The sequence below is a fragment of the Nonomuraea sp. NPDC050022 genome (assembly GCF_044460705.1).
Classification (GTDB): Bacteria; Actinomycetota; Actinomycetes; order Streptosporangiales; family Streptosporangiaceae; genus Nonomuraea.
The window spans coordinates 501,351-518,638 of sequence record NZ_JBITKE010000007.1 but is presented as its reverse complement, the minus strand read 5'-3'; the positions used below and the strand labels follow the sequence as shown (position 1 = coordinate 518,638).

17 protein-coding genes are annotated in these 17,288 nt (G+C 71.8%); 4 read left to right on the top strand and 13 right to left on the bottom strand.

Going from position 1 to position 17,288, the window contains the following annotated elements:
• Positions 1-178 precede the first annotated feature (178 nt).
• A complete protein-coding gene (locus ACIBO2_RS31455; RefSeq protein ID WP_358549407.1) occupies positions 179-823 on the top strand; it encodes a TetR/AcrR family transcriptional regulator in 645 nt (214 codons plus the stop codon).
• A gap of 35 nt (positions 824-858) precedes the next feature.
• Here ACIBO2_RS31455 and ACIBO2_RS31450 read toward each other — a convergent pair whose 3' ends face one another.
• The 4 genes from ACIBO2_RS31450 to ACIBO2_RS31435 all read right to left on the bottom strand — a co-directional run bounded on the left by ACIBO2_RS31450 (position 859) and on the right by ACIBO2_RS31435 (position 4,625).
• On the bottom strand, positions 859-1,095 hold the full coding sequence (locus ACIBO2_RS31450) for a hypothetical protein (RefSeq protein WP_358549405.1): 237 nt from the start codon (positions 1,093-1,095) through the stop codon (positions 859-861).
• A 26-nt stretch (positions 1,096-1,121) separates the two neighbouring features.
• A complete protein-coding gene (locus tag ACIBO2_RS31445) occupies positions 1,122-2,459 on the bottom strand; it encodes a TRAP transporter large permease subunit (RefSeq protein ID WP_358549402.1) in 1,338 nt (445 codons plus the stop codon).
• Between the two features lie 154 nt (positions 2,460-2,613).
• Positions 2,614-3,441, bottom strand: coding sequence for a CoA ester lyase (locus ACIBO2_RS31440; RefSeq protein WP_358549399.1), 828 nt, complete (start codon positions 3,439-3,441; stop codon positions 2,614-2,616).
• A complete protein-coding gene (locus ACIBO2_RS31435; protein WP_358549397.1) occupies positions 3,438-4,625 on the bottom strand; it encodes a CoA transferase in 1,188 nt (395 codons plus the stop codon). The genes ACIBO2_RS31440 and ACIBO2_RS31435 overlap by 4 nt, the downstream gene beginning before the upstream one ends.
• 68 nt (positions 4,626-4,693) lie before the next feature.
• Here ACIBO2_RS31435 and ACIBO2_RS31430 point away from each other — a divergent pair, with 68 nt between their 5' ends.
• On the top strand, positions 4,694-5,347 hold the full coding sequence (locus ACIBO2_RS31430) for a GntR family transcriptional regulator (protein ID WP_397301475.1): 654 nt from the start codon (positions 4,694-4,696) through the stop codon (positions 5,345-5,347).
• 99 nt (positions 5,348-5,446) lie between these two features.
• Here the strand turns inward: ACIBO2_RS31430 and ACIBO2_RS31425 are convergent, their stop codons facing one another.
• Positions 5,447-6,343 (bottom strand): NAD(P)H-binding protein, encoded by an 897-nt coding sequence (locus tag ACIBO2_RS31425; RefSeq protein ID WP_397301472.1) that lies wholly within the window; start codon positions 6,341-6,343, stop codon positions 5,447-5,449.
• A gap of 62 nt (positions 6,344-6,405) precedes the next feature.
• Here ACIBO2_RS31425 and ACIBO2_RS31420 point away from each other — a divergent pair, with 62 nt between their 5' ends.
• The gene (locus ACIBO2_RS31420) at positions 6,406-7,137 is read left to right on the top strand and encodes a WYL domain-containing protein (protein ID WP_358549388.1); all 732 of its coding nucleotides are present in this window, start codon (positions 6,406-6,408) and stop codon (positions 7,135-7,137) included.
• Here the strand turns inward: ACIBO2_RS31420 and ACIBO2_RS31415 are convergent.
• Positions 7,130-8,119: a hypothetical protein gene (locus ACIBO2_RS31415; protein ID WP_358549385.1), complete on the bottom strand. Its 990-nt coding sequence runs from the start codon at positions 8,117-8,119 to the stop codon at positions 7,130-7,132. The two genes, ACIBO2_RS31420 and ACIBO2_RS31415, sit on opposite strands and share 8 nt — an antisense overlap.
• Before the next feature lie 105 nt (positions 8,120-8,224).
• On the bottom strand, positions 8,225-8,995 hold the full coding sequence (locus ACIBO2_RS31410) for an inositol monophosphatase family protein (protein ID WP_397301469.1): 771 nt from the start codon (positions 8,993-8,995) through the stop codon (positions 8,225-8,227).
• A 158-nt stretch (positions 8,996-9,153) separates the two neighbouring features.
• On the opposite strand from ACIBO2_RS31410, the gene ACIBO2_RS31405 reads away from it, so the two are divergent.
• Positions 9,154-9,894: a GntR family transcriptional regulator gene (locus ACIBO2_RS31405; protein WP_357952934.1), complete on the top strand. Its 741-nt coding sequence runs from the start codon at positions 9,154-9,156 to the stop codon at positions 9,892-9,894.
• Here the strand turns inward: ACIBO2_RS31405 and ACIBO2_RS31400 are convergent.
• The 6 genes from ACIBO2_RS31400 to ACIBO2_RS31375 form a co-directional block, all read right to left on the bottom strand.
• Positions 9,838-10,485 (bottom strand): DedA family protein, encoded by a 648-nt coding sequence (locus tag ACIBO2_RS31400; RefSeq protein WP_358549379.1) that lies wholly within the window; start codon positions 10,483-10,485, stop codon positions 9,838-9,840. The genes ACIBO2_RS31405 and ACIBO2_RS31400 overlap by 57 nt on opposite strands.
• 45 nt (positions 10,486-10,530) lie before the next feature.
• Positions 10,531-13,335: an FAD-binding and (Fe-S)-binding domain-containing protein gene (locus ACIBO2_RS31395; RefSeq protein ID WP_358549376.1), complete on the bottom strand. Its 2,805-nt coding sequence runs from the start codon at positions 13,333-13,335 to the stop codon at positions 10,531-10,533.
• Between the two features lie 11 nt (positions 13,336-13,346).
• On the bottom strand, positions 13,347-14,354 hold the full coding sequence (locus ACIBO2_RS31390) for a zinc-binding dehydrogenase (RefSeq protein WP_397301464.1): 1,008 nt from the start codon (positions 14,352-14,354) through the stop codon (positions 13,347-13,349).
• Entirely contained in the window at positions 14,354-15,214 is an 861-nt protein-coding gene (locus tag ACIBO2_RS31385) for a fumarylacetoacetate hydrolase family protein (RefSeq protein WP_358549371.1), read from the bottom strand. The genes ACIBO2_RS31390 and ACIBO2_RS31385 overlap by 1 nt, the downstream gene beginning before the upstream one ends.
• Before the next feature lie 40 nt (positions 15,215-15,254).
• Positions 15,255-16,025, bottom strand: coding sequence for an IclR family transcriptional regulator (locus ACIBO2_RS31380; protein WP_358549368.1), 771 nt, complete (start codon positions 16,023-16,025; stop codon positions 15,255-15,257).
• 146 nt (positions 16,026-16,171) lie between these two features.
• On the bottom strand, positions 16,172-17,239 hold the full coding sequence (locus ACIBO2_RS31375) for an MBL fold metallo-hydrolase (RefSeq protein ID WP_397301461.1): 1,068 nt from the start codon (positions 17,237-17,239) through the stop codon (positions 16,172-16,174).
• Positions 17,240-17,288: the final 49 nt, after the last annotated feature.

Genomic DNA, 17,288 nt, shown 5'->3' with positions numbered 1-17,288 from the left:
AGACATGCGGACCAATGGTGACAATCATGGTTTCGTCCTGATGTCAGGACATGATGGTCGCCACGCATTCCAGGAAGGACGAGCGACAAGGAGCCGCGATCACCCTCGATTCTACGCCGCCTACCTGGCCGAACCCCAGAGAGTAGAACGGAATCGTACGTTCCCGTATGCTGAGAGGATGACGACCTCAGCACCGATGAGCGGCCGCAAGGCGCAGGCCGCCCGCAACGACGCGTTGATCCTCCAGGCGGCACGGGCGGTGTTCACCGCCGACCCGGGCGCCCCGATCGCCGCCGTGGCCGAGCGGGCGGGCGTCGGGATCAGCGCACTCTATCGCCGCTATCCCAGCAAAGAGGCCCTGTTGCAGAAGCTCTGCTTCGACGGGCTGATGGTGTACATCGCCGCCTCGGAGAAGGCGCTGGCCGACCAGGGCGACCCCTGGGACGCCTTCGCCACGTACATGCGGGAGATCGTCGAGGCCGACACCCACTCCCTGACGATCGCGCTGGCCGGGACGTTCCAGCCGACGGAGGAGCTGTACCAGGCCGCCGTACGGGCCAGTGACCTGGCGACCCAGGTGCACGGCAAGGCGTCCACCGCCGGTGTGCTGCGGCAGGACGTCACGGTGTCGGACGTGGCGCTGCTGTTCGAGCAGCTGGCCTCGGTCAAGCTGGGCGAGCACGAGCGCACCGAGCAGCTGCGGCACCGCTACCTGGCGCTGCTGCTCGACTCGCTGCGGCGGCCGCCGGCCCATCGGCCGCTGCCCGGCCCGCCGCCGCAGGACGCCGAACTGCGCGCCCGCTGGACGCCCGGCTCGCCCTGATCCCGCCTCCGTTCTTCCCGCGTCCACCGGAAGCCTCAGTCCTCCCCCGCCTTCCAGTGGAACAGGTACGACATCACGAAGCCGAACAGCCCGGTGACCCCGGCCGCCACGGTCATCGCCATGCCGAGGCTCGACACGGCGCCGGAGACCAGCCCCGGGGTGCCGGCGACCAGGCCGACGGCCTGGATCAGCACCACCACGACGCCGAGGACGAGGAAGGCGACGAGCCCGATCTTGAACAGCGCCATCGTCACGCGCTTGAGGGTGTCCATTGCGGATTCCTTTCGGGGAGATCGGATCAGATCGGCAGCACGCCGGTCGCCACCAGCACGCCGAGGGCCAGGATCGGGATGACGAACCAGATGATGAGCCGTCCGAAGGTCCTGGCCGGGTCCACCCCGGCGATGCCGCTGGCGATGTAGATGGGGGCCGCGCCGGGCGGAGAGGCGCCCTCGGTGGAGGCGAAGATCATGATGGCGGTGGCCGCGGCCACGGGCGAGACCCCGGCCGCCGTCAGGGCGCTGAAGGCCACCCCGCCGACGGCGGCGATCGTCGCGCTCCCGGTCAGCGGCGCCGCGATGATCACGATCAGCAGCCCGACCAGCGTGGCGATGACGGCGACCGGCGCGTTCAGCCCCTTCATGATGGCGGTGAGCTGGTCGACCAGGCCGAGCTCGCCCAGGCTGGCCGCGGCCGCGAAGGCGAAGAACAGCGTCGCGCCGATCACGGCGTAGCGCGGGGCCATGTCGCCCAGCAGCTCGTTCCAGGCCCGCCCGGTGCGCGGCAGCCGCTTCCAGGCCACGGCCAGCGTGGCCAGGATGGTCAGGACGGGGATCCAGACGACGATGCTGATGTCGTCCGCGGCCTCGCCGACGCGCGACTCCATCCACTTGATACCGAAGTCGAGGGTCATGACCACCGGTACGGCGATGCCCGCGTACACCAGCAGCGACGTCCACCCGGCGCGCAGGGCGGCCCGCAACGGGATCAGGTCGGCGGCGTCGGTGGCCTCGATCCGGTGGCGCCGTACCCAGACGAACACGACGACGAAGCGGTAGAGCACGGTCCACAGCCCGCCGACGAGCGCGGGTACGAACAGCTGGTCGGCCGTCAGCACGGGCGCCACGGCGGCCGAGCCGAGCAGCAGGAACATCGACGAGCTCGGCGGGATCGAGATGCCCAGCCCGGCGTTGCCCGCTACCAGCGCGGCGGCCAGGTCGGGCCGCCAGTTGGACCTGGTCATCCAGGGGATCGTCACCGACCCCACCGAGGCGGCGATGCCGGACCCGGACCCGGCGGGCCCGCCGAGCAGCGCCGCGGCGGAGGTGGAGACGTACCCGGCACCGCCGCGCAGCCGCCCGAAGATCGAGTTGAGGACGGTCACCTGCTCCTGGATCAGCCCCAGTTTGGTGAGCAGGTAGCCCATGAACACGAAGGCCAGGGCGGCGAAGACGACCTCCTCGGCCAGCGCGTCGGAGATGCCCGCCCAGGCCAGGCTGAGGAAGCCGGTACCGCCGAACAGGCACACCCCGAGGAAACCGATGAGCATGGCCTCACCGATGTTGCGTTTCAGGACGCCGTTCCAGACGACGATGATGGCGATATAGGCGACGAGCGCCCAGACGGCGATGCCCATGGCGAAATGGCCTCCGTTGGGGGTGGTGGCGAAAAGGGAGCTGCGGCTTGTGGAGTCGGCGCTCGGGCGCGGAAAAGCCGGCCGCGGCGAAAGATCGGCCTTCGAGGGCGGAAACCAGCCGCCGCGAACGCGCGGAACCGGCCGCTGTGAAAGGTCAGTCCTCGGGCGCGAGCCGCTCGGCGAGGTCTAACGTACGGCGGGCTTTGGCGACGATCGGCGCGTCGACGAAGCGGCCGTCGGGCAGCGCGACAGCGCCCGCCCCGGCCCGCTCGGCCTGCTCGGCCGCCTGGACGATCTCGGCGGCCCGCTCCGTCTCCTCCCGTGTGGGAGCGAACGCCCGCCTGATCACCGGGATCTGGCGGGGATGGATCGCGGTCCTGCCGAACAGGCCCAGCGCGCGGCCCGCCCGGCAGGAGGCCGCCAGACCGGCCTCGTCCTTGACGTCGGGGTAGACCGACATCGGCACGGGCGGCAGTCCGGCGGCCGCGGCGGCGATGACCGTCTGGAGCCGCAGGTGGTTCATGGCGCTCTCGTCGGTGATCGACAGCTCGGCGGCCAGGTCCTGCTCGCCGAGCGCGATGCCCGCCACGGCCGGGTGGGCGGCGATGGTGTGCGCGGCGACGATCCCGGCCGCGGACTCCAGCAGCGCGTACGCCCTGACGCCCAGCCCGTCCAGGACGGCGGCCGACTCGACCTTGGGCAGCCGGACCGCGTCGAGCCCCGGCAGGCCGGCCAGCGCGTCGAGGTCGTCGCGCCCGCGCCCGCCCGCCAGGTCGTTGATCCTGACGTGCATCTCGACGGATCCGCTACGGCCTCGGCTCGCCAGGTAGGCGGCGGCGTTGGCCCTGGCCTCGTCCTTGCGGGCGGGCGCGACCGCGTCCTCCAGGTCGATGATGACCACGTCCGCCCCGGAGGCGGCGGCCTTGTCGAACCGCTCGGGCCGGTCGCCGGGGACGTACAGCCAGGTGACGGGGGTGCTCACGCGATCACCCCGTCCTCGCGCAGCCGGGCGATCTCCTCGGCCCCGTAGGCGAGCTCGCCGAGCACCTGGTCGGTGTCCTGGCCGAGGGGCCGTCCCGGCCAGGAGATCGCGCCGGGTGTGTCGGACAGGCGGAACAGCACGTTCTGCATGGTGACCGTGCCCAGTTCCTCGTCCGGCACCTCGATGAAGGTGTCGAGGGCGGCGTACTGCGGGTCCTTGGCGATGTCGGAGACGTCGTAGATGGGGGCGACCGCCGCCTGGGCCTCCTTGAAGCGGGCGATGACCTCGTCGGCGTCGCGTTCGGCGATCCAGGAGGCGACGGCCTCGTCGAGTTCGTCGACGTGCTGGACCCGGCCCTGGCCGCTGGCGAACCAGGGCTGCTCGACCAGGTCGGGTCGGCCGACCAGGGTGACCACGCGTTCGGCGATGGGCTGGGCGCTGGTGGAGATGGCCAGCCAGCGGCCGTCGCGGGTGCGGTAGGTGTTGCGCGGCGCGTTGCTGCTGGAGCGGTTGCCGGTGCGCTGGGGCACGACGCCGAGCGCCTTGTACGCGCTCATCTGCGGGCCCAGGATGCCCAGGATCGGCTCGATGATGGCCATGTCGACGACCTGGCCGCGCCCGGTCTGCTCGCGGGCGCGCAGGGCGACCATGATCGCGTACGACATGGCCAGCCCGGCGATGCCGTCGGCCAGGGCCAGGGGCGGCAGGGTGGGCGGGCCGTCCGGCTGGCCGGTCATGGCCGCGAACCCGCTCATCGCCTCGGCCAGCGTGCCGAACCCCGGCTGGCTCGACATCGGGCCGAACTGCCCGAAGCCGGTCATCCGCGCCACGATCAGGCGGGGGTTGATGTCCATGAGGTCGGCGGGGGCCAGGCCCCAGCGTTCCAGGGTGCCGGGGCGGAAGTTCTCGACCAGGACATCGGAGCGTTCGACCAGGCGGCGCAGGATCTCCTGTCCCTCGGCGCGCGACAGGTCGACGGCGGCGGCGCGCTTGTTGCGCGACAGCGTCTTCCACCACAGGCCCACCCCGTCGACCGAGGCGCCGTGCCCGCGCGAGGGGTCGCCGCGGCGGGGATGCTCGATCTTGATCACGTCGGCGCCGAAGTCGCCGAGCATCATCGCGGTGGATGGCCCGGCGAACAACGTCGCGGCGTCGATGACCCGCAGGTCGGCGAGGCTCGTCATAACGATGTAACTTATAAGAAATATGTCATAGGTCAATACGCTTCTCAGATTGCGGGACACTGATGGTCATGCCGACCAGCGAGCCGCGTCCTCCCATGAGCAAGGCCGAATACGTCTACAACGTGCTGCTCGAGGAGATCCGCACGGCCAGGATCCCCGGTGGCACCGCCCTGCGCGCCGGAGCGGTGGCCCGCAGGCTCGGCGTCTCGGTCACGCCGGTCCGCGAGGCGCTGCGCAGGCTGGAGAAGGACCGGCTGATCAGCTACGAGGCCCACCACGGCGCGACCGTGGTCGACCTGGGCGACGACGCGGTGGAGGAGTACTACGGCCTGCGGGCGGTCGTCGAGGGCCTGGGCGCCCGGCTGGCCGCCACCCGGATCACCGCCGCCGACCTGGCCGCGCTGCGCGAGCTGCACGCCTCGATGGTCCGCGACGCCGAAGAGGGCCGGCACGAGCGGCTGGGCGAGCAGAGCCGGCACTTCCACCTGCGCATCGCCGACATCGGCGGCCCGGCCTTCCTCGGCCAGCACGCCAGGGCGGTCCGCGACAGCTTCCCCGTGCCCGCCGGGGCGTCGCTGTGGCTCGACGACGAGCAGGTCAAGCTGCAGCTCGACGCGCACGAGGGCATCCTGGCCGCGCTGGCCGCCGCCGACGGCGCCGCGGCCGAGCACATCATGATCGAGCACGTACGCCTGGCCGGCGACTACCGCAAGGGCCACTGACCGCCCCCAGCCGGACACCCCCGAGAAGGCGTAGCCCTCGACGAACCGGCGTGCGGAGATTCTGTCACCAGGCGGTGGTCGTCACAGGTCGTGCACGCCTCACCCGGTCGCGTCGAGGGTGGGACGGAGTTCGGCCCAGGCCCATGCTCCGAGCGTCGTGTCGGTCGTGGTCACGGGGGTCCTCGGCTGCTCGGGGACGAATCCCTCGCGCAGTCCGGTCGACATGCCCATGATGGCCTCGACCTGCGCCGCAGACATGCCGGCGCCGGCCAGCGTGGCGCGCATGTCGTCGTCGGCGACGCGGTGGGCGGTGACCGTGCGGCCCAGGACGTCGCCGACCACGGCCACGACGTCGTCCCAGGACAGGTCCTGTGGTCCGTGCACGGCCTGCACCCGGCGTCCCGACCAGTCGGCGCGCAGCAGCAGGGACGCGGCCACCGCGGCGATGTCGGCCGGCGCGACCCAGGAGAACGGCTGGCCGGTGGGCAGGAGCACGGCCACGGTGCCCGAGCGGATGCTGTCGAGCTCGAACAGCAGGTTGCTGAAGAAGTAGCCGCACCGCAGGTGGGTGACGGCCAGATCGGCGTGCTTGGCGACGACCCGGTCCAGCGCCTCCTCGACAAGGGCCAGCCCGTCGATCTCACCGGCGCCCTCGCGCAACTCCGCTCCGACGCTGCTCTGCAGGACGGTGCGGGGGACACGGTTCTCGGCGACCGCGGCGGCGACGACCTCGCCGACCTCGGTGTACGCCGCGACGGGGTCGTCGGCCTCACCGGGCGGCACGACCAGGAACAGCGCGTCGACGCCGCGCGTCGCCTCGGTGACGGCCGCGGCGTCCCGCAGGTCGACCTCGCGGGCGTCGACGAGGTCGCCCCAGGTCGCGCGGGGCCTCGCGGGGTGGCGGCTCAGCAGCCGCGGACGGATGCCGGCGCGGACCAGGTGACCGACCAGGAAGCGGCCGACGTTGCCGGACGGTGCTGTGATTGCGATCTCCATGACATCCACCGTATGGATAGATGTGGCCGGATCCTGTCCGTGATTGTGGCGACACTGGAGTCATGACCGATTTCGCCCCCGCCGATGGCGATCCCGCCGGACGGACCCTCCTGCTGCTGGAGTTGCTGGCCGCCCGGCCGAGCTGGTCGGCTTCCGATCTGGCCGGACGGCTCGAGGTCAGCACCCGCACCGTGCGTCGCGACGTGGCCCGCCTGCAGAGGCTCGGCTACGCCGTCGAGGGCCGGCCCGGGCCGGGTGGCCACTACGCGCTGCGCCCGGGGCACCGGATGCCGCCGCTGGTCTTCCAGGACGACGAGGTCGTGGCTCTGGTGGCGGCCCTGCGCATGGCCGAGGGGACCCTCGCCGGGGACGCCGCGCACCGGGCGCTGGCCAAGCTGTCGCAGGTGCTCCCGCGCCGGCCGCGCGCCGTCCTGGACACCGCCGCCGCGGGCAGCGAGAACGTCGACGGCGAGCGCGGGGGCGTGGAACCCTCGACCCTGGCGGCGCTGCTCCAGGCTGCCGATCAGGACCTCGTGCTGCGGTTCGGCTACCGCGACCGGCACGGAAGCGCCAGCCGGCGGCGGGTGGAGGCGGTGCGGTGCCTCTACACCCGCGGACGCTGGTACGTTCTCGCCCACGACCTCGACGCCGGCGGCTGGCGGGTGTTCCGCCTCGACCGCGTGCGGGAGCCGGAGGCGGGGGAACCGGGGTCCGGCGACCACGGCCGGCCGGCCGACGACCTCGCGACCTGGCTCGCCACGGACTTCGGCCGTCGACCCAAGGGGGTCACTTGAGCACCTGAGTCCGTGCGGACGTCCCCGGATAGACGACGATCAGGAACTCCTGCCGGGCGTCCCCATCCTTTGCCCGGGCCGCCTTCGCCCCCCGCGTGTGCACCCGCACCCGGTAGCGGCCGGCGCCGTGGAGGGCGAGGTTGGGCAGCTCCTGTTCCTCACCGTCGATGATCACCATCTCCCCCTCGGGGCTCACGTACCCGACCTCGACGACCTTCTCCCATCGCTCGACCTCGACCCGGGGGCGCTCGTCGTACACCTCGACGGTGGCGCAGACGTGCGTCTCCTCGTCGGCGGTGAGAATGGTGAGATCGCCGGGCGTGGCCCCGACCAGCTCGTTGGCGGACGCCTTGTCGAAGGAGGAGGGAAAGTCGGTGTCCAGGTCGCCCTCCAGGACATCGAGCGTGCCGGAGGGATCCACCCACAGCATGGCCCTGGCCTGCAGCGAGGGGTGTGCCGGTGGCCGATGCCGGGGTAGGGAGTCGCATCGCCGCCGGGCGGTCGCGATGACGTCCTGTTCGCGTTTCCGGACCGCCTCCTCCTCGGCCGTCTGGCGCCGATTGAGTTCTGGGCACAGATATCCCAGCGTCTTCGAGTTCGCCTCCGTGTCCACCACGAAGCCACGCCTCTCCATGACGGTCTGCATCTCGCGTTGGTCATGACGCAGCGACACCTGACACAGGTGCCGGCCGATCTTGACGAGGCTCTCATCGGGCACGGTGGCGTAGCGCCCGTTGAAGGCCAAGCGCTGCCTGACCGCGCAGACGAACGCGGGCTTCCGCTCCGCGGGTGTGGGCTGCTTGTTCATGAACACGGACATCTTCCACGGCCGGCACACCTTCGACGTGGCCGAGGTGATCCGCTCCGGCCCCTGGTCCCTGCCGTGCGTGGCCAACAGGAGCACCACGACCGCGAACGCCGCCAGCGCGCGGTAAACGCGGTGCCCACGGGGTACGGCGGTGGACAGCGGCGACTTGGACACTCGGAATTCCGATCAAGAGGGACCAGAAGCCGTTCATCCCTACCGGATCTTGTGCACCGGTGTCCAGGAATCCCGCGGACTCGTCAACGCGGATCTACGGGCCGCTCAGGGCGCCACCTCGGCGAGGGCGGAGCCGCGCAGGTCGAAGCCGCCCACATGCGCCAGATAGTCGCCTGCCTCCAGCGGGTCGCCGACGTAGACGCCGCCCGCCTGCCGGACCAGCAGAGCGCCCGCCGCCACGTCCCACGGGTGGGAGCGGGTGCCGTACGCGACGTCGGCCCACCCGGCGGCGACGTGCGCGAGCTTGAGCGCGGCGCTGCCCGGCCGGCGTACGGCGGAGAAGGACTCCAGGAAGCGGCCGTAGCGGCGCAGCGCCCGCTCCCCGTCGAGCTCCAGGTCCAGCGGCGTGGGGTAGCTGGACAGCAGCATCGCCTCCCTGTCACGGGTGGCCCCCTTGCTGCGGATCGGGGTGCCGTTGCACCAGGCGCCCAGCGTGGAGGCGGTGAACTCGTCCTCACGCACCGGGTCGTACACGACGCCCGCCACCAGCTCACCCGCCAGCGCGGCGGCGATGGAGACGCAGAAGAACGGCAGGCCGGCGGCGAAGTTGGCGGTGCCGTCGATCGGGTCGACATACCAGCGCAGCTCGCCCGAGCCGGTGACGCCGCCCTCCTCCCCCACGATCGCGCTGCCGGGCCAGCGGGCGGTGATGACGGCGCGGATCGTCTCCTCCGCCGCCCGGTCATGCTCGGTGACCGGGTCGTGGAAGTCGCGCTTGGTGGCGACCGGCGGTCTCGATCTGAAGGCCTTGCGCAGCCTCGGCCCGACCGCCCTGGCCGCCTCCGAGGCGGTGTCGAGCAACTGTGTCGCGTCCATGTCTCCTCCGGGGGCACTTCACGCTCATCAGCACGGTCATGCCCAATTCCGCGCATTCGACGTACATCCCCTATTATGTCAAGACAGCAGATTGTCATGACCTACTGCCTACGCGCGAGATTTGTCAGGACATTCTGACCTGGGTTAATCTGATCAGCATGACCGCGAACCTGGCGATCGACCTGGACCGCTCCAGCCCCGTGCCGCTCTACTTCCAGGTGGCCGAGCAGATCGCCGAGGCGATCCGGCGAGGCGACCTGGCGCCCGGCTCCCGGCTGGACAACGAGATCCTGCTCGCCGACAAGCTGGGCCTGTCGAGGCCCACGATCCGCCAGGCCATCCAATATCTGGTGGACAAGGGCCTGCTGGTCCGCAAGCGCGGCGTCGGCACCCAGGTGGTGCACGGGCAGGTCAAGCGCTCGGTCGAGCTCACCAGCCTCTACGACGACCTGCGCCGCTCGGGCCAGGAGCCGGCGACCCAGGTCCTCGCCTTGGAGCCCCGGCCGGTGAGCGAGGAGATCGCCGCCGTCCTGGGCGTCGAGCCCGGCGCCGACGTGCTCTACCTCGAACGGCTCCGCTTCGCCGCCGGCGAGCCGCTGGCCGTGCTGCACAACTGGCTGCCGCTGGGCCTGGCCCAGCTGACGGCGGCCGACCTGGAGGGCCGCGGCCTGTACGAGCTGCTGCGCGGCGCGGGCGTGCGGATGCGGGTGGCCAACCAGCGCATCGGCGCCCGCGCGGCCAACCAGGCCGAGGCCAAACTGCTGGACGAGCGGCGCGGCGCCCCGCTCCTGACCATGCTCCGCACCACCTACGACGACCAGGGCAGGGCCGTCGAGCACGGCTCACATGTCTACCGGGCCTCGCTCTACTCCCTTGAGGTCACCCTCATCGAGCGCTGAGGCCGCGCGCCGCTTGACGTACCAGGTGGTGGCGATGCCGCACAGCACCGCCGCCACGAGCCCCACCCACGAGAAGCCCTTCAGCCACTTCTCGGCGACCATGCCGAGATAGAAGATCACCGCGGTGGTGCCGCCCGCCCAGACGATCCCGCCGAGCACGTTGGCGATCAGGAAGCGCCAGTACGGCATGCGCAACGCCCCCGCCAGCGGCCCGGCCAGGATGCGCAGCAGCGCGATGAAGCGCCCGACGAACACGGCCCACACCCCGAACCGGTCGAAGTAGTGCTCGGCCTTGCCGATGTGGCCCGGCCCGAAGTGCTTGGGGAAGCGCCGTCCGAGCCGCTCGAACAGCGGCCTGCCGCCCTTGCGGCCGATGGCGTAGCCGATGGAGTCGCCGACGATCGCCCCCGCGCTCGCGCAGACGCCCACCCACACGGGGCTGACGACGCCCTTGGCGGACAAGAGCGCGGCGCTGACCAGCACGATCTCGCCGGGCAGCGGGATGCCGAGGCTCTCGATCCCGATCACCAGGCCGACCAGGGCACACAGCCACGCGGGCGGGATGGCCTGCAGCAGTTCGTCGATGTGCACGCAGCAACCCTAGCCCGGCGGGCCGCCATAGGCGGACGTTCATCTTCAGGCGGTGGCCTGGTCGAGGAGTTCGAGCAGATGGTGGTACGGCTCACCGGTGGCGCGGGTCAGGCCGAGTTCGCAGGTGCGGTTGACCGAGGCGTGCGCGGCGAAGTCGCCGACCCGTACGGCGGCGGCTTCTGCGTGGGTGGCCGAGGCGGTGAGCTCCGGGTGGAGCAGGCCGCGGTCGCCGGCGAAGGCACAGCACTGCCATCCGTCAGGGACGACCACCCGCTCGGCGACCGCTTCGGCGATGCGGGTGATGGCGGCGTCCAGGCCGAGGCGGGTGGAGGAGCAGGTCGGGTGCAGGGCCAGGGACGGGCGGCGGCGGTGCACGGTCAGGCGGGGCAGGAGGTGCTCGGCGGTGAAGGCGACCGCGTCGAGCACCTGGAGGTCCTGTCCCAGCGAGTCGGTCAGGCGGTGGAAGCCCTCGGTGCAGGAGGCGGCGTCGCTGACGACCGGGATCCGGCCCTGGCCGGAGGCTTTGAGCCCAGTGGCTTCGAGCAGGGTGTCGCGCACGCGGCGGGCCATGAGGTCATGGCCGTCGGTGTAGCCCTTGGACGACCAGGGAGTGCCGCAGCACAGGCCGCCGATCCCCGCCGGAATGTGCAGCCGCACGCCCGCCCGCGCGGCCAGGCGGGTGAACGCCGACATCACGCCGGGGCCGCCGTCGGCGGGGGCGAACAAGGTGTTCAGGCAGGACGGGATGTACACCGCGTCCGCGTTCTCCACCGGATCCGGCCGGCGGCGCTTCCCGCCCCGCGGCAGGTCGCGGGTCCACTCTGGAACGGCCTCGGAGCCGGTGACGGCGCGAGCGGCACGACCGGCCGCCTCCGGCAGAAGGGGCGGGACCGCCTTCGCCGTGTCCAGCGCCAGGTCGAGCGCGCCGGTCACCCCGCTCCAGTGCTTGGCGGCGGCCTTCCAGCCCTTCTGGGCCAGGCGGCCGTGACGCTCGCCGCGCAGGCGCTTGGTCAGGTCGCCGGTGTTGATCAAAACGGGGCAGGCGGTGGCGCACATGCCGTCCACGGCGCAGGTGTCCAGGGCGTCGTAGCCGTACTCCTCCTCCAGTTGGCGGGCGAGCTCGTGGTCGCCCGCGGCGTGGGCGGCGGCCAGCTCGCGGCGCAGCACGATGCGCTGGCGCGGGGTGGTCGTCAGGTCGCGGCTGGGGCAGACCGGCTCGCAGTAGCCGCACTCCACGCACCGGTCCACCTCGGGCTCGACGGTGACGACGGCCTTGAGGTCCCGCAGGTGCGCGTCGTCCCGGTCGGTCAGGACGACGCCGGGGTTGAGCGCGCCGGCCGGGTCGCACAGGCGCTTGACCTCGCGCATCACCTCATACAGCTCATCACCGTATTGGCGGCGTACGAACGGGGCCATGACGCGGCCGGTGCCGTGCTCGGCCTTGAGGGTGCCGCCCCGGGCCAGGACGGCCCGCACCATGTCCTCGGTGAAGTCGGCGTAGCGCTCCAGGTCGGTGTCGAAGCGCTCGTTGAGCATGAAGTGCAGGTTGCCGTCCTTGGCGTGGCCGAAGATGACGCTGCGCTCGTAGCGGTGCTCGGAGAACAGGGCGATCAGCTCGTCGCACAGGTCGGCCAGGGCGGGCACCGGAACGGCGACGTCCTCCAGCAGGGCGGTGGTGCCGCTGGGGCGGGCGCCGGCGACGGAGGCGTACAAGCCTTTGCGGATATGCCACAACGCGGCCCGGCCGCCCGCCTGCCTGCTCAGCCGTGCCGGGGCGGACAGTGGCAGCTTCGGGAACAGCTCCTCGGCCGTCCGTTCACGTTCGGCCAGGAGGTCCGGGTCGGCTTCCTGCCATTCGATCAGCAGGGCGGCGTGCTCGGCGACGGCGAGCGTGCGCAGCACCTCGTCGGCCTTGGGGTCGGTCTGGGCCACGCGCAGGGATTCGGCGTCCAGCAGTTCGACGGCGGCGGGCGTGGCGGCGACCAGATCGGGCATCGCGGCCATGGCCTGGCGCAGGGTGGGGAAGACGAGCAGGCCGGTGGCGGCCAGCGGGTGGGCGGGGACCGTGCGCAGCACCGCCTCGGCGACGAAGCCCAGGGTGCCTTCGCTGCCGATGGCCAGGTGGGCCAGGATCTGCACGGGCGAGGAGTGGTCGAGGAAGCTGTTGAGGCCGTAGCCCATGGTGTTCTTCAGCGAGAACTGGGCGGTGACGCGGCCCACCGAGTCGGGGTTGCCGCGCACGCGCTCGCGCAGCCGTTCCAGGCCGTCGGCCAGCGCGGGCTCCAGGGCGCGCAGCCGCTCGTCGGCGTCGGGGGCGCCGGTGTCGATGACGGTGCCGCTGGGCAGTACCAGCGTCATCGACTCCAGGGTCTGGTAGGTGTTGGCGTGCGTGCCGCAGGTCATGCCGCTGGAGTTGTTGGCCACGACGCCGCCGATCGTGCACGCCGACTCACTCGCCGGGTCCGGGCCGAGCTTGCGGCCGTACGGCGCGAGGCGGGCGTTGACCTGCCGCAGCACCGCGCCCGGCTGCACCCGCACCCGCGCCCCGCCGTCCAGCACCTCGATGCCGCGGAAATGCCGCCGGGTGTCCACGAGGAGGTGCTCGCTGACCCCCTGCCCGCTCAGGCTGGTGCCGCCGGAACGGAAGGTGAGCGGCAGGCCCGTACGCAGCAGCGCCGCCACCTGCTCCGCGCTCTCGGGCACCAGGACCGCCTGCGGGGTGAGCAGGTAGTGCGAGGCGTCGTGCGCCATGCCGAGCCGGTCGCTGGCCCTGGTGCGGGCGATCCCGGGGACGGCTGCCTCCACCGCCGACAGTAGGGCGGCATCGGGGACGGGCATCGTGCTGCTCACGCGTGCTTGCCTCACAGTCGCGGATCGATGTGGATCTTCGGCCCCGGCCCGGCGTCGTCGGGCCGGTGCCCGGCCAGGACGTCGGCCGTCGCGGCCAGGCCGACCGTGGCGGCCACCAGCGGGCGGGGGGCCGGCGAACCGTCGGCGTAGGCGGCGATGGCGCCCGCCAGCCCGGCCGAGCCGCCGAGTATGCCGACGGCGGTGACGTCCCGCAGCAGCAGGTCGCGGGTGTCGAGGGTACTCGGTGTCCCGGCCAGGCCGATGTAGACGACGCGTCGCGCGGGCTCGACGAGGTCGAGCGCCAGGGCGGGCAGCCGCGGGGCGTTGGAGGCGTCGACCACGGCATGCCACGGCAGCTCGGGCAGCGTCTGCCGGGTCCAGACGCCGGTGAGGCCGAGGGCCCGCGCGACATCGGGGGTGTGCAGCCCCATCAGGTGCACTTCTACGCCTTCCGCGCGGGCGAACAAGGCCACGAGCAGGCCGATCGCGCCCGTGCCGAGGACCAGCAGCCGCTCCCCCGGCCGCAGCCCGGCGGCGCGGAAGGCCCTGAGCGCGTTGGCGCCCGGCTCGACCAGCGCGCCGAGCGTGGCGTCCATCATGTCGGGCAGCGCGTGCAGGGCCGTGGCCGGCACGGCGAGCTGCTCGGCCAGCGCTCCGGGGCGGCCGCGGCTGATGCCGATCTCCACCATGTCGGCGCAGACGTGGTGGTTACCGGCCTGGCAGCGGTCGCAGCGGCCGCAGCCGAGCATGGTGTCGCCGGTGACCCGGCGGCCCAGCCAGCCGTGGTCCACGCCCTGGCCGACCGCGCTGACCACCCCGGTCCACTCGTGACCGGGGCGCAGCGGGTACCAGGACCGGCCGGTACGCAGATAGCTCATCTCGCCGGTGAACAGCTCCACGTCGGTGCCGCACACGCCCACCCGCTCGACGTCCACGACCACCTCGCCGGGGGCGGCGATCGGCGGCTCGACCTCCCGCACCTCGGCCTTGCCCGGGCCGGTCAGGACGAGGGCGCGCACTAGCGGGGCCCTGCGACCCGCTGGCGCTGGCTGCCGAGCCCGTCGATGGCGAGCTCCATCACGTCGCCGGGCTGGAGCCAGATCTGGGGCTCGTGGCCCATGCCGACGCCGGGCGGGGTGCCGGTGTTGATCAGGTCGCCGGGTTCCAGCACCATGAACTGGCTCAGGTGGTGCACGATGACGTACGGATCGAAGATCATCGTCTTGGTGGTGCCCGTCTGGCGGCGCACGCCGTTGACGTCCAGCCGCATGCCGAGATCGGTGACGTCGGCGATCTCGTCGGGCGTGACCAGCCAGGGACCGGCGGGGTTGAACGTCTCGGCGGACTTGCCCTTGCTCCACTGCCCGCCGCGCTCCATCTGGAAGGCGCGCTCACTGACGTCGTTGACCACGCAGTAGCCGGCGATGACGTCGCGGGCCTGCTCGACCGAGTCCAGGTAGGAGGTACGGCGGCCGATGACGATGCCCAGCTCCACCTCCCAGTCGGTCTTCGTCGAGCCGCGCGGGATGCGCACCTCGTCGTAGGGGCCGACGAGCGTGTTGGGCGACTTGGTGAACAGGATCGGCTCATCCGGGACGGCCTGGCCGGTCTCGGCGGCGTGGTCGCTGTAGTTGAGGCCGATGCACAGGATCTGGTGCGGCCGGGCGATCGGCGCGCCGACCCGCTCGCCGGCGAACTCCGCCACCTGGCCGGCCGCGATACGTTCGGCGACCGGCCCGGCCAGCAGGGCCGTGCCGCCGGCGCCGAAGAAGCGCTCGTCGAAGTCTGGCGTCAGGTCAGAGACGTCGACGTAGTGGGTGTCGTCCACGCGGACGACGGGCTTTTCGGCGCCGGGGGCGCCGATGCGCATGAGGTACAAGATCAGTCTCCGTGAATCTTCATCAGGGCGGTGGCGGGCCTCACGAGAGGTCCTTGCCGGACACGATGGCGCGGATGGCGGGCAGGTCGGCGACGAGCTTGTCCAGCGGCGTGCGGTAGGCCAGGCCGCTGACGCTGATCGCGCCGCTGGGCACGGCGGGTGAGTTCAGGTACGCCGGGACCGCCAGGCAGTTGACGCCCGGCTCGTTCTCCTGGTCGTCGACGGCGTAGCCCTGCTCACGGACACGTACCAGCTCGGTGTGCAGCTCCTCGACCGTGCCGAGCGAGCGCTCGGTCGGCCGCTCCAGCGTCCGGCCGCCCACCCACGCGCGTACCGCGTCCGCGTCCGGCAGGGTGCAGGAGAGCAGCATCTTGCCGACACCGGTGCAGTGGGCCGGGTTGCGTCCGCCGACGACCGAGGTCAGCCGCACCGCGCCGGCGGCCGGGTCCAGCTTGGAGCGGTAGATGACCGAGGCGCCGTCCAGCACCGCGTAGTGAGCCGTCTCGCCGTACCGCTCGCACAGCGCCTTGAGGATCGGGATGACCCGGACGTGGTCGGGCCGGGCCTCGTGGTGGGCGAAGGCCATCCGCAGGAACTCATCCCCCAGCACGTACTGGCCGTGGCCGTTCTGGGCGGCGAACCCGGCGCGGCGCAACGCGGCCAGGGCGCGATGCGCGGTCGGCTTGGGACTGGCCACCGCGCGGGCCATCTCCTCCAGGCCGATCCCGTCGGGGTGGCGGGCCAGCTCGGCCAGCACCGCCAGCACCCGATCGGACCCGACGAGCTTGGGCTCATCCACAGGCTCGGACATAATTCCGAATGTTAGACCATCATTCCAAAAGCAGGAAGTTCTCTCTTAATCGGCTTCGACGGCGAGCATGACCAGCCCGGCGGCATCAGCAGCCCCGCTCGGGTCGCGTCCGCTCCGAAGCCGTTGGCCGGCGTCGGGTGTGCTGGTCACGGATGGATGCCGAAGGGCCCGAGCAGGCCGGTATCGATGCGCATGGACTCCAGCAGGCCGAAGGCGTTGTCCTTGGTGAACACGTCGGCGGCGGCCAGCGTCCCGAGGTAGTCGGCGATGACCGGGGCGGCGGCCTGCTGGGCGACCGCGTCCAGGTAGCCGGCGAAGACCGCCCACGCGTTGCCCGCCGGACCGTACTTGCCGAAGAACGGCGCCGGGTCGAGGCTGGAGACCGTGTCACGGACGCTGGTCCGCAGGTCGGCCAGATATCGCTGTTGCAGGTGGCCGTCGGCGCGGATGCCGAGGCGGCCGAGGTGGCCGCCGACGAGGGTGCGCCACGGATATCTCATGGCGATGTCGTGGGCCCGCAGCCAGCCGGGGATGTCCTGGGAGACGGCCAGGTTCTTGAACGGCACCCAGCCGGGATAGAGCACGTCTACCACCATCAGGGTCTCCTGCTTGGGGGCGTAGATGAAAATGTTGTCGGGTGAGTGGTTGGGGCCGTGGTGGGCCAGTTCGAGACGCTCGCCGCCGACCAGCAGGACATGGTGATCGTCGAAGGTGAGCGTGGGCGCCGGCCGGTTCGGGTCCGCGTCGCGGCGCAGGAGTCTCGCGGTCTCGGTATGTCCGATGCGGATGACGTCCTTGTCGAGGATCGAGGCGGCTCCGATGTGGTCGGCGTGCGAGTGGGAGTAGATGAGGTGGGTCACCTTCCGGGGGCGGCCGTTGGCCCGGGTGACCTCCTCGATGGCGCGCAGCAGATTGTGCCCGATGGTGGGGGGCGCATCGACCAGGACGACGCCCTGGCGCGTGGTCAGGAACATGGCCTGATAGGAGGAGTCGGTGACCCAGTACAGGTCGCCGTCGATCCGGCCGACGAAGTAGCCCTTCTCATTGAGTTTCGGGCCCTTCGCCGCCTCGGGGATGGGCGCGTAGTCGGGCAGGGCGCCGGATGCCGGCGCCTCGCCGGCCCGGAGCAGGCCGGCGGCCAGGGGCAGCGCCGATGCGACGGTCGCTCGGGCGAGGAAGGTTCGCCTGCTCGAGTGGGCGGTGGAGTGGATCATGCGGGTCGTCTCCCTTCGTAAGGTGTGGCCGCACCGCGACAGGCGCGGG